Below are 11,592 nucleotides of genomic sequence, written 5' to 3' on the forward strand. Positions count from 1 at the left end.
ACAAGAAAATAAACCGAAACGCTGTAAATATTTAAAGAGTTTAGGTCGCAAGACCAAAAATAAGGTTAAGTTAATAAGGGCGCACGGTGGATGCCTTGGCACTAGAAGCCGAAGAAGGACGTGACAAACGACGAAATGCTTTGGGGAGCTGTAAGTAAGCGACGATCCAGAGATGTCCGAATGGGGGAACCCACTAGCTGATGGCTAGTACTCCTATCTGTTAAGGATAGGTAGAGGAAGACGCAGTGAACTGAAACATCTAAGTAGCTGCAGGAAGAGAAAGCAAAAGCGATTGCCTGAGTAGCGGCGAGCGAAACGGCAGGAGGGCAAACCGAAGAGTTTACTCTTCGGGGTTGTAGGACTGCAATGTGGACTTAAAGATTATAGAAGAATGACATGGGAAGGTCAGCCAAAGAGAGTAAGAGCCTCGTATTCGAAATAGTCTTTATACCTAGCAGTATCCTGAGTACGGCGGGACACGAGAAATCCCGTCGGAATCTGGGAGGACCATCTCCCAACCCTAAATACTCTCTAGTGACCGATAGTGAACCAGTACCGTGAGGGAAAGGTGAAAAGCACCCCGGGAGGGGAGTGAAATAGAACCTGAAACCGTGTGCCTACAACAAGTTCGAGCCCGTTAATGGGTGAGAGCGTGCCTTTTGTAGAATGAACCGGCGAGTTACGATATGATGCGAGGTTAAGTTGAAGAGACGGAGCCGTAGGGAAACCGAGTCTGAATAGGGCGAGTTAGTATTATGTCGTAGACCCGAAACCATGTGACCTACCCATGAGCAGGTTGAAGGTGAGGTAAAACTCACTGGAGGACCGAACCAGGGCACGTTGAAAAGTGCTTGGATGACTTGTGGGTAGCGGAGAAATTCCAAACGAACTTGGAGATAGCTGGTTCTCTCCGAAATAGCTTTAGGGCTAGCGTCGACATTGAGATTCTTGGAGGTAGAGCACTGTTTGGGTGAGGGGTCCATCCCGGATTACCAATCTCAGATAAACTCCGAATGCCAATGAATTATGGTCGGCAGTCAGACTGCGAGTGCTAAGATCCGTAGTCGAAAGGGAAACAGCCCAGACCACCAGCTAAGGTCCCAAAATAATTGTTAAGTGGAAAAGGATGTGGGGTTGCACAGACAACTAGGATGTTAGCTTAGAAGCAGCTATTCATTCAAAGAGTGCGTAATAGCTCACTAGTCGAGTGACCCTGCGCCGAAAATGTACCGGGGCTAAAACAATTTACCGAAGCTGTGGATACCTTTATAGGTATGGTAGGAGAGCGTTCTATGTGTGGAGAAGGTGTACCGTGAGGAGCGCTGGAACGCATAGAAGTGAGAATGCCGGTATGAGTAGCGAAAGACAGGTGAGAATCCTGTCCACCGTAAGACTAAGGTTTCCAGGGGAAGGCTCGTCCGCCCTGGGTTAGTCGGGACCTAAGGAGAGACCGAAAGGTGTATCCGATGGACAACAGGTTGATATTCCTGTACTAGAGTATGTAGTGAAGGAGGGACGCAGTAGGCTAACTAAAGCGTGCGACTGGAAGTGCACGTCTAAGCAGTGAGGTGTGAATTGAGTTAAATGCTTAATTCTATAACATTGAGCTGTGATGGGGAGCGAAGTTTAGTAGCGAAGTTAGTGACGTCACACTGCCAAGAAAAGCTTCTAGCGTTTAAACATACTCTACCCGTACCGCAAACCGACACAGGTAGTCGAGGCGAGTAGCCTCAGGTGAGCGAGAGAACTCTCGTTAAGGAACTCGGCAAAATGACCCCGTAACTTCGGGAGAAGGGGTGCTGGCTTTCAGTCAGCCGCAGTGAATAGGCCCAAGCAACTGTTTATCAAAAACACAGCTCTCTGCTAAATCGTAAGATGATGTATAGGGGGTGACGCCTGCCCGGTGCTGGAAGGTTAAGAGGAGTGCTTAGCGTAAGCGAAGGTATGAATTGAAGCCCCAGTAAACGGCGGCCGTAACTATAACGGTCCTAAGGTAGCGAAATTCCTTGTCGGGTAAGTTCCGACCCGCACGAAAGGCGTAATGATTTGGGCACTGTCTCAACGAGAGACTCGGTGAAATTTTAGTACCTGTGAAGATGCAGGTTACCCGCGACAGGACGGAAAGACCCCATGGAGCTTTACTGCAGTTTGATATTGAGTGTCTGTGCCACATGTACAGGATAGGTAGGAGCCATTGAGATCGGGACGCCAGTTTCGATGGAGGCGTTGTTGGGATACTACCCTTGTGTTATGGCCACTCTAACCCGGTAGGTTAATCATCTACGGAGACAGTGTCTGACGGGCAGTTTGACTGGGGCGGTCGCCTCCTAAAAGGTAACGGAGGCGCCCAAAGGTTCCCTCAGAATGGTTGGAAATCATTCGCAGAGTGTAAAGGTATAAGGGAGCTTGACTGCGAGAGCTACAACTCGAGCAGGGACGAAAGTCGGGCTTAGTGATCCGGTGGTTCCGTATGGAAGGGCCATCGCTCAACGGATAAAAGCTACCCTGGGGATAACAGGCTTATCTCCCCCAAGAGTTCACATCGACGGGGAGGTTTGGCACCTCGATGTCGGCTCGTCGCATCCTGGGGCTGTAGTCGGTCCCAAGGGTTGGGCTGTTCGCCCATTAAAGCGGCACGCGAGCTGGGTTCAGAACGTCGTGAGACAGTTCGGTCCCTATCCGTCGCGGGCGTAGGAAATTTGAGAGGATCTGCTCCTAGTACGAGAGGACCAGAGTGGACTTACCGCTGGTGTACCAGTTGTCTCGCCAGAGGCATCGCTGGGTAGCTATGTAGGGAAGGGATAAACGCTGAAAGCATCTAAGTGTGAAACCCACCTCAAGATGAGATTTCCCATGATTTTATATCAGTAAGAGCCCTGAGAGAAGATCAGGTAGATAGGTTAGGAGTGGAAGTTGTGTGAGCAATGGAGCGGACTAATACTAATAGCTCGAGGACTTATCCAAAGAGTCAGAAGATATTGACAACGAAAGGTTAACTTGTTAGAATATAGATGTTCAATTTTGAATGTTTAATCATTCAGAGTTAAGTGACGATAGCCTAGGAGATACACCTGTACCCATGCCGAACACAGCAGTTAAGCCCTAGAACGCCGGAAGTAGTTGGGGGTTGCCCCCTGTGAGATAAGGTAGTCGCTTAGCAAGAGATTGAGCCTAGTAGATACTAGGCTCATTTGGGAGTTTAGCTCAGCTGGGAGAGCATCTGCCTTACAAGCAGAGGGTCAGCGGTTCGATCCCGTTAACTCCCATAGGTCCCGTAGTGTAGCGGTTATCACGTCGCCCTGTCACGGCGAAGATCGCGGGTTCGATTCCCGTCGGGACCGTTAAGATAATGAAAATTATTTTAAGACTCGTTAGCTCAGTTGGTAGAGCAATTGACTTTTAATCAATGGGTCACTGGTTCGAGCCCAGTACGGGTCATATTTTGCGGGTTTGGCGGAATTGGCAGACGCACCAGATTTAGGATCTGGCGCTTTACGGCGTGGGGGTTCAAGTCCCTTAACCCGCATAAGAGAATAATAATGAGCCGGCTTAGCTCAGTTGGTAGAGCATCTGATTTGTAATCAGAGGGTCGCGTGTTCAAGTCATGTAGCCGGCATTTTTTTATATAAAGAAAGCAATGCGAACGTAGTTCAGTGGTAGAACACCACCTTGCCAAGGTGGGGGTCGCGGGTTCGAATCCCGTCGTTCGCTTGAGGAGGCCGGGGTGGCGGAACTGGCAGACGCACAGGACTTAAAATCCTGCGATTGGTAACGATCGTACCGGTTCGATTCCGGTCCTCGGCATAGACAAAGGTTGAAAGAAGCACCCTTAGCTCAACTGGATAGAGTACCTGACTACGAATCAGGCGGTTAGAGGTTCGACTCCTCTAGGGTGCATGGTCGCAAGGCTATGTAATAATTGAATAGAAACGAGCACCCTTAGCTCAACTGGATAGAGTACCTGACTACGAATCAGGCGGTTAGAGGTTCGACTCCTCTAGGGTGCATAAAGCGGTAGCTTTAGATCGGGAAGTAGCTCAGCTTGGTAGAGTACTTGGTTTGGGACCAAGGTGTCGCAGGTTCGAATCCTGTCTTCCCGATATTATGGCGGTGTAGCTCAGCTGGCTAGAGCGTCCGGTTCATACCCGGGAGGTCGGGGGTTCGATCCCCTTCGCCGCTATATTGTTGATCTTGTTGGACCTTTAGCTCAGCTGGTTAGAGCTCTCGGCTCATAACCGAGTGGTCGTAGGTTCAAGTCCTACAAGGTCCATTGTTATCTTGGAGGATTACCCAAGTCCGGCTGAAGGGAACGGTCTTGAAAACCGTCAGGCGTGTAAAAGCGTGCGTGGGTTCGAATCCCACATCCTCCTTAATATTAACGCGGGATGGAGCAGCTCGGTAGCTCGTCGGGCTCATAACCCGAAGGTCGTAGGTTCAAATCCTGCTCCCGCAATTTGGCTCGGTAGCTCAGTTGGTAGAGCAATGGATTGAAGCTCCATGTGTCGGCGGTTCGATTCCGTCTCGCGCCATTTCTTTTAATAATAAGCGGGTGTAGTTTAGTGGTAAAACTACAGCCTTCCAAGCTGTTGTCGCGAGTTCGATTCTCGTCACCCGCTTTGAACATAGGTTCTTTACCAAGTTTTTAACTTGGGCGCGTAGCTCAGGTGGTTAGAGCGCACGCCTGATAAGCGTGAGGTCGGTGGTTCGAGTCCACTCGTGCCCATTTTGGAGAATTACTCAAGAGGCTGAAGAGGACGGTTTGCTAAATCGTTAGGTCGGGTAACCGGCGCGGGGGTTCGAATCCCCCATTCTCCGTATAATTTCCAAGTTTGAGATGTCATCTCAAACTATTTTTTATATTTTGAAGGTTTTGTCTATGTTCTTGAATCGATTCTTTAAAATTTTTAGTTTTGTGTTTGTTTTAACTGTTTCAGGAATTTTATTTCTTTTTCCATCTGTTAGAACTTCTATTGTTTTAAAATCTTCTGATCTATTATCTATTGTTGATAAGGCAGTATCGGAACCATTTGTTGTTGTGGAATCTAAGGCAAAGGATTTAAAGAATTTATCTGAATTGAATGATGAAAACCGTTCGTTAAAATCACGTCTTTATCAAAAGGATATTGACCAGTCAAAACTTAACCGTTTGGAATCAGAAAATAGAGAATTAAAGGATTTGATGTCAATCAAGAATTCTGTATCGGGTTCTAAACAAGTCGTTAGTGAGATTATTGACCGTAATTATGGTTCGTGGGATCAGGAATTTGTTATTGATAAAGGTAGTTCAGATGGAATTTCTGATTCTATGTTTGTTCTTTCGTCTGGTGGCGTCATTGGTGTGGTAGAAAGTATAGAGAAAAATTCTAGCAAAGTGAAATTATTAGTCGAAGATACTATTTCTTCACAACACCTGACGTTTAAAATTGAGAGTCAAGGTCAATCTATTTTTGCTTTATTAAATGGTTATGACGAGAAGACAGGTGAGTTTCGGTTGTTGCAAATTGGAGATCCAGTTGAAATTAAAAAAGGATCTCTGGTTTCAACAAGTGGTTTAGGAAAATATAAGAGTAGTGACTTACCTCTTGGTACAGTAACTTCTACTCAAAAGGCATCTGATCAGTTAGGGCAAGAAATTCGTGTGAAACCAAAGGCTAATTTAGATGTCAATCGTTATGTACTATTGATTGGAGAGTAGTGTGAAAGTCATACGTAAGTACCATTTTTTCCCTTTAATCTTATTCTTATCTTTATTTGTTGACGGGCAGATCTCTTTTCTTATTTCTCGTTTCTGTCCAAACTCCTTTGAACCTACTTCATTTTTATTTCTATATGGTTTTATGTTATTGAGTCTCTATTTCTCTGAGATAGCTAGTATTTGGTGGGGAGTCTTCTTTGGTTTTTGTTTTGATGTGTATTTTTTACACACTCTAGGAATTGCCTTCCTAGTATTTCCTATACTACAGGTGATTTTTTATCGGTGTAATCAGATTATTTTGGTCAATCGATTGACTCGTTTTTTTACATTTTTATTAACGATTCTATTATTTCAGATTTTAACAAATCTTCTTTTGATTCTTTTTATCAGTATAAAATTTAACTGGATTACACTAATTATTTACCAAATTTTTCCAAGTTTAATTTTGAATGTGCTTCTATTAATAGTATTACAGCCTTTACTTGAAAAGATTTATTTATAAACTCGAAATAAAAATGTAACAATAGCGTAATATAAATTTTTAAAAAATTTGTTATACTAGTTAGTGTCTTATTAGAAAGGGAAAATTTATCTAATGAAGAAAAAATTATTTGCCACAATCTTATTGAGTACAGTTGCTTTATCACAAGGTGCTGTCGTAGCTGGTGTATCAGCTGATTCAACAGATGATAAGATTGCTGCTCAAGATAACAAAATCAATAGTATTAATCAACAACAACAAAGTGCACAAGCTCAGGTAGATCAAATTCAAGGTCAGGTATCTGAAATTAAAAAACAACAAGAAAATCTTCAAGCTGAAAATGACCGTTTGAATGAAGAATCTGAACGATTGTCAGCTGAGATCGATGAGTTGTCAAAAAATATTGTTGCTCGTCAAGAATCACTTGCAAATCAAGCACGTAGTGCTCAAACAACTGGGACTGCAACAAGCTATATTAATGCGATTGTTAGCTCTGGATCTTTGACAGAAGCTATCTCACGTATTTCTGCTATGAACGAAATTGCAGATGCTAACAACAAAATGTTGCAAGAGCAAAAACGTGATAAAGAAGAGATTGCACAAAAACAAAAAGAAAACAACGATGCTATCAATACTGTCATTGCAAACAAACAGCAATTAGAAGATGATGCGCAAGCTTTGTCAACAAAAGAAGCTGAGTTGAAAGTAGCACAATTGAACTTGGCTGCTGAAAAATCAACTGCTGAAAACGAAAAAAATGCTTTGTTGCAACAAAAAGCGGAAGCTGAAAAAGCAGCAGCAGCAGCGGCAGCAGCTGAAGCAGCTTACCGTGCAAAACAAAAAGAACAACAAGCAGCTGTAAAAGCTTCTGCTAATACAACTCTTCAAGCACAAGTTCAAGCGGCAGCTCAAACACCTGCTGCAACACCAGCGGCGGCACAAACTCAAGCAGCAGCTCAACCTACTGTTCAAACTCAAGCAGCTGCAGCACCAGTAGCAACTACTTCTCGTCCAACTTATAGTACATCTGCATCATCTTATCCAGTTGGTGAATGTACATGGGGTGCGAAGACATTGGCTCCATGGGCTGGTGATTACTGGGGTAATGGTGGACAATGGGCAGCAAGTGCAGCAGCAGCAGGATTCCGTACAGGATCTCAACCACAAGTTGGTGCCATTGCATGTTGGAATGATGGTGGATATGGACACGTAGCAGTTGTTACAGCCGTTCAATCTACAACAAGCATCCAAGTTTCTGAGTCTAACTATAATGGTATCCGTAGTATTGGTAACTACCGTGGTTGGTTTAACCCAACAACAGCACAAGGTACTGTTACTTATATCTATCCAAACTAAGAATTACACTGAAGCAGAACATTTGTTCTGCTTCTTTTTTGATAGAATTTAGGTAGTGATAGATTTTGTAATTTCCATAAATTAATATTTGAATATTTGCTTAAAAAGCGATAAAATGATTACAGGAGAAATTTGTGCTGACTGTACAATATGGTTTTAGATTTTACTGGAGGAAATCATGTCATTTTCTGATTTAATGCTCTTTGCTTTGTCGTCAAATCAAGAATTGGCTCAACGTGTGTCTCGAGAAATGGGACTACCGCTTGGAAAGTCAACGGTTCGTCAATTTTCTGATGGAGAAATTCAGGTTAATATTGAAGAATCAATCCGTGGGAAAGATGTTTATATTTTGCAATCCACTAGCTCGCCGGTTAACGATAATCTAATGGAAATTTTGATTATGGTAGATGCGTTGAAACGTGCTAGTGCGCAATCCATTAATGTGGTGATGCCATATTACGGCTATGCTCGTCAAGACCGGAAAGCTCGAGCTCGTGAACCAATCACTTCTAAGTTGGTAGCCAATATGCTTGAGGTTGCTGGAGTTGATCGCCTCTTGACAATTGATTTGCATGCCGCTCAGATTCAAGGTTTCTTTGATATTCCTGTTGACCACTTGATGGGTGCGCCTTTGATCGCCGACTTTTTTGAACGTCGCGGGATGATTGGAAAAGACTATGTTGTTGTCAGTCCAGACCATGGTGGTGTGACTCGTGCTCGGAAATTAGCTGAATTTTTGAAGACACCGATTGCGATTATTGATAAACGTCGAAGTGTCGATAAGATGAATACGAGTGAAGTGATGAATATCATTGGGAGTGTTGAAGGCAAGACTTGTATTTTGATTGATGATATGATTGATACAGCTGGTACAATCTGTCATGCGGCGGATGCCCTTGCAGAAGCAGGTGCTGTTGAAGTTTATGCAAGCTGTACTCACCCTGTTTTATCAGGACCAGCGATGGACAACATCCAAAAATCAGCCATTAAGAAGTTGGTGGTGTTGGATACGATTTATCTACCGGAAGATCGATTGATTGATAAGATTGAGCAAATTTCGATTGCGAAACTCCTTGCAGAGGCCATTGTTCGCATTCACGAAAATCGCCCTCTTTCTCCTCTATTTGAAATCGGAAATGCCAAAAAATGTTAACAATAAGGAGGCTGGGTAACTGGCCTCTTTTATTTAGGAGGATATACAAATGGAAATCAGAAAATGGTTGGAAAATCTAAAAAAAGAAAAGAAACGGAAAAAACTGGTTCAAGCAGCTAAAGAACTAGAAGCAAAGGCTGATCCTAGTTTGCCCAAGAAACGATTGCCAAAAAATGGGGTGGTAAAATAGTTTGAAGAAAAAGAAGAAGTTTTATCATTTCTTTTTCTTTTTGTAGAATTATCTCAATATCGTAATTTTTGGTATCAAATAGACCATGATTTAAAATTAATTTCTTGATATTACAGTGTTTTGTTGAAAAAACACTTGACAAACCCAACATATATGTATAAAATGTTCACTGTAGAGCAATCTATATTAAATATGAAAAAGGAGATAAAACTATTATGAAAAAAGTTTTATTATCAAGTGCAGTCGTTCTCTCAGCTGTAGCAGCAACTTCAGTTGTTTTTGCTTCAACATTGGCAAATAGCAAAGATAATCCAAATAACCGTTTTGGATCATACTACGCTCAAACTTATCTTGGACTTGGAAACAAGGTAGAAGCTCCTTCAAAACCAACTCAAGTTACACCAGCTACACCAGAAAAACCGGCTACACCAGAAAAACCAGCTACACCAGCTACACCTAAAAAACCAGTTGCAGTGGTACAAGTTCAACAACCAAAAGGTGATAAAAAAGATGGTGTTCTTCAAGAAGTATCTACTCCAGCTGCACCTAAAAAACCAGTTGCAGTTACAGCTAAAAAAGACCTTCCTTCAGAAGAAAATGTAACTGGAACAACTAACTCTCGTTACGGTTCTGCTTCACAAACAGAAAAAACAGCTAAAGATGGTCAAAAATATGAAACATTCAAAGCTGTAGAAACATACGGAAACACTAACTATTCTTATAATGGTTCATATGACGATGGTAAACGTCTTGTGACTGTTGATCCAAATTCTCGTTATGGTTCTGCTTCACAAAAAGAAGAAACTGCTAAAGATGGTCAACAATACGAAACATTCAAGACTGTTGAAACATTTGTTAGCACAAACTACTCTTCAGTAGTAAACCAATAATAGATTGGATATAATTTTTAGAGGGCAACTGCCCTCTTTTTTATACATTCGATAACATAAACTAAGATATAAATTGAGCAATTCAATTTGCTATATGAAAAAAATAGTTATTTGAAATAGAAAAAAAATTGATAGTTTTTTTAAAAAAACTAAGAAAAGTCTTGACATAGGCAGAATATCCTAGTATACTAGTCATAGTTACGAAGTAACGAATAATTTTTGAAAAGAAAAAAAGGAGATAAAACAATGAAAAAAGTTTTATTATCATCAGTAGCAGCTCTTGCAGTATTTGCTGCAGCAGCTCCAGCATTTGCATCTGACAATTCATATAGCTCAAATGCATTGATTCAAAAACACTACGTTTCAGAACGCGATATCGCTGACGAAGCAAACACACAAGTAGCAGCACACGAAGCTGAAATCAACGCAGAAGCTGAAAACTATCCAACAGTTGTAGCAGCAAGACAAGCTCTTGAAGCATACGGATCAGGTCACCTTTACGGCGATTACGTTGCTAAACTTGAAGCAGCTCGCACTGAAGCACGTAATGTTGTACGCAACAAATATGTAGCTAACCTTCAAGATCAATACCGTGCAGCAGCTCAACGTGAAGGTAAATACTGGAACGACCCAACTGGCGTTCAAGACAACAAAACAAAAGACATGCGTGATCAAGAAGATAAAGCTCTTAACCATGGTGGTTCTGCTGATGCAGCTGATGCTAACGCTAACGGTCAAGCTACAAACGAAGCTAAATCTAACGAAAATAAAGGTGGAGACGCAGCTAAAGCTGGTAAAGCTGGTTCAAAACAAGCTGGTAAAGCTCTTCCAAAAACAAGCGCAGTTAAATAATTTGATTATTAATTAGCTCGTAAAATATCACTGGACCTTCGGGTTCAGTGTTATTTTTTAGAAAAAATCATCAAGAGGAGATCGATCAATGAAAAGAGCTGGGGAAAAAAGTTCAAATAAATTGGGTGTTGTGATTGCTGCTCTTGTTGCAGTTGTTGTTCTTGTTGCTGGATTTATTTTCTTTAATCCATTTGGAGGAACTAAGTCATCTAGCACGGCTAAAAAAACAACTGGAACAAGTTCAACCAAGCAAGAAACTAAATATGAACCAAGTCAAGAAGAAAAAGATTACTTGAAAAATCGTTTTGCTCAGTTAACAGCTGTTAACCCTGAGGCAATTGCTTATGTCTATGCACCGGGTACTGAGTTGGATGAACCTGTTGTACAAACCACTGACAATGAAACTTATTTGAATAAGACGTTTGATGGTGGAAATGAACCATACATGGGGACAGTCTTCATGGATATGGACAACAAGAAAGACTTCAGTGATCGTTTGACTTGGTTGTTTGGTCATGCTCGTGGTAGTAAGGTCGGCGATCATCGCATGTTTAATGATGTCAACTACTATGACAAACAAGAGTATTTGGACCAACATCCGTATGTTGTGATCGAGACACCAGAGCGGAAATATTACTATGAAGTAATGGGATTGGTCATTGTCCCAGAGGACACTGCTTTCTACCGTACAAGCTTTACTGATGACAATGATTTTACTACACAATTGAAGAATATCTATGAGTCAGCTCGTACGAAGAACCCTAATATCAAGATCAAAGCATCTGATAAGTATTTAGTATTGTCAACTTGTCGTGAAGAGGATGAAACGATTCGTTCTAACCTCTACCTTCGTCAAATTCCTGATTCAGAAATGAAGGATTTTGTGGCAAAACATGCGGATCAATTGAAATACGTGGCAACACGTGGCCAACAATAATGACTTGAAAGACTTAGCATTGCTAAGTCTTTTTTGCA

The 11,592-nt window shown here is 42.1% G+C and carries 8 protein-coding genes, 18 tRNA genes and 2 rRNA genes; all 28 read left to right on the plus strand.

Annotated features, from left to right (window positions below; genetic code table 11):
• The first annotated feature begins 63 nt into the window (after window positions 1-63).
• The 28 genes from RIN70_RS00095 to srtB all read left to right on the plus strand — a co-directional run bounded on the left by RIN70_RS00095 (window position 64) and on the right by srtB (window position 11,554).
• Window positions 64-2,964: ribosomal RNA gene (locus RIN70_RS00095) — 23S ribosomal RNA — on the plus strand.
• Between the two features lie 79 nt (window positions 2,965-3,043).
• Window positions 3,044-3,159: ribosomal RNA gene (gene rrf, locus RIN70_RS00100) — 5S ribosomal RNA — on the plus strand.
• A 34-nt stretch (window positions 3,160-3,193) separates the two neighbouring features.
• Window positions 3,194-3,266: transfer RNA gene (locus RIN70_RS00105), tRNA-Val, on the plus strand.
• A 2-nt stretch (window positions 3,267-3,268) separates the two neighbouring features.
• Window positions 3,269-3,341 (plus strand) — tRNA-Asp (locus RIN70_RS00110).
• 24 nt (window positions 3,342-3,365) lie between these two features.
• Window positions 3,366-3,438: transfer RNA gene (locus RIN70_RS00115), tRNA-Lys, on the plus strand.
• A 6-nt stretch (window positions 3,439-3,444) separates the two neighbouring features.
• Window positions 3,445-3,526: transfer RNA gene (locus RIN70_RS00120), tRNA-Leu, on the plus strand.
• Window positions 3,527-3,543: 17 nt separating this feature from the next.
• A tRNA-Thr gene (locus RIN70_RS00125) sits at window positions 3,544-3,616 on the plus strand.
• A 23-nt stretch (window positions 3,617-3,639) separates the two neighbouring features.
• Window positions 3,640-3,711 (plus strand) — tRNA-Gly (locus RIN70_RS00130).
• A 7-nt stretch (window positions 3,712-3,718) separates the two neighbouring features.
• A tRNA-Leu gene (locus tag RIN70_RS00135) sits at window positions 3,719-3,804 on the plus strand.
• A 19-nt stretch (window positions 3,805-3,823) separates the two neighbouring features.
• A tRNA-Arg gene (locus RIN70_RS00140) sits at window positions 3,824-3,897 on the plus strand.
• A 36-nt stretch (window positions 3,898-3,933) separates the two neighbouring features.
• Window positions 3,934-4,007: transfer RNA gene (locus tag RIN70_RS00145), tRNA-Arg, on the plus strand.
• A 19-nt stretch (window positions 4,008-4,026) separates the two neighbouring features.
• Window positions 4,027-4,100, plus strand: a tRNA-Pro gene (locus RIN70_RS00150).
• A gap of 6 nt (window positions 4,101-4,106) precedes the next feature.
• Window positions 4,107-4,180, plus strand: a tRNA-Met gene (locus tag RIN70_RS00155).
• A 16-nt stretch (window positions 4,181-4,196) separates the two neighbouring features.
• A tRNA-Ile gene (locus RIN70_RS00160) sits at window positions 4,197-4,270 on the plus strand.
• 10 nt (window positions 4,271-4,280) lie between these two features.
• Window positions 4,281-4,370: transfer RNA gene (locus RIN70_RS00165), tRNA-Ser, on the plus strand.
• Between the two features lie 9 nt (window positions 4,371-4,379).
• A tRNA-Met gene (locus tag RIN70_RS00170) sits at window positions 4,380-4,453 on the plus strand.
• A gap of 3 nt (window positions 4,454-4,456) precedes the next feature.
• Window positions 4,457-4,529: transfer RNA gene (locus RIN70_RS00175), tRNA-Phe, on the plus strand.
• A gap of 16 nt (window positions 4,530-4,545) precedes the next feature.
• A tRNA-Gly gene (locus RIN70_RS00180) sits at window positions 4,546-4,616 on the plus strand.
• Window positions 4,617-4,649: 33 nt separating this feature from the next.
• Window positions 4,650-4,723, plus strand: a tRNA-Ile gene (locus RIN70_RS00185).
• A 4-nt stretch (window positions 4,724-4,727) separates the two neighbouring features.
• Window positions 4,728-4,815 (plus strand) — tRNA-Ser (locus RIN70_RS00190).
• Between the two features lie 61 nt (window positions 4,816-4,876).
• Window positions 4,877-5,695 carry a rod shape-determining protein MreC gene (gene mreC, locus RIN70_RS00195; protein ID WP_070594696.1) on the plus strand — a complete coding sequence of 273 codons (819 nt, stop codon included), beginning with the start codon at window positions 4,877-4,879 and terminating at the stop codon, window positions 5,693-5,695.
• A 1-nt stretch (window position 5,696) separates the two neighbouring features.
• Window positions 5,697-6,197: a rod shape-determining protein MreD gene (gene mreD / locus RIN70_RS00200; protein ID WP_313790580.1), complete on the plus strand. Its 501-nt coding sequence runs from the start codon at window positions 5,697-5,699 to the stop codon at window positions 6,195-6,197.
• 93 nt (window positions 6,198-6,290) lie between these two features.
• Entirely contained in the window at window positions 6,291-7,532 is a 1,242-nt protein-coding gene (gene pcsB / locus RIN70_RS00205; protein WP_070594695.1) for a peptidoglycan hydrolase PcsB, read from the plus strand.
• A 178-nt stretch (window positions 7,533-7,710) separates the two neighbouring features.
• Window positions 7,711-8,685 carry a ribose-phosphate diphosphokinase gene (locus RIN70_RS00210; RefSeq protein ID WP_049490632.1) on the plus strand — a complete coding sequence of 325 codons (975 nt, stop codon included), beginning with the start codon at window positions 7,711-7,713 and terminating at the stop codon, window positions 8,683-8,685.
• A 49-nt stretch (window positions 8,686-8,734) separates the two neighbouring features.
• The gene (locus RIN70_RS00215) at window positions 8,735-8,875 is read left to right on the plus strand and encodes a hypothetical protein (protein WP_173018797.1); all 141 of its coding nucleotides are present in this window, start codon (window positions 8,735-8,737) and stop codon (window positions 8,873-8,875) included.
• Window positions 8,876-9,090: 215 nt separating this feature from the next.
• Complete coding sequence (locus RIN70_RS00220; protein ID WP_254728422.1) at window positions 9,091-9,765, plus strand: hypothetical protein; 675 nt, start codon at window positions 9,091-9,093, stop codon at window positions 9,763-9,765.
• A gap of 246 nt (window positions 9,766-10,011) precedes the next feature.
• Entirely contained in the window at window positions 10,012-10,617 is a 606-nt protein-coding gene (gene abpA / locus RIN70_RS00225) for an amylase-binding adhesin AbpA (RefSeq protein WP_070666592.1), read from the plus strand.
• A gap of 88 nt (window positions 10,618-10,705) precedes the next feature.
• On the plus strand, window positions 10,706-11,554 hold the full coding sequence (srtB, locus tag RIN70_RS00230) for a class B sortase, LPKTxAVK-specific (protein ID WP_070594693.1): 849 nt from the start codon (window positions 10,706-10,708) through the stop codon (window positions 11,552-11,554).
• Window positions 11,555-11,592 lie beyond the last annotated feature (38 nt).

Origin of the sequence: Streptococcus parasanguinis (genome assembly GCF_032163505.1) — a bacterium.
Lineage (GTDB): Bacteria > Bacillota > Bacilli > Lactobacillales > Streptococcaceae > Streptococcus > Streptococcus parasanguinis_V.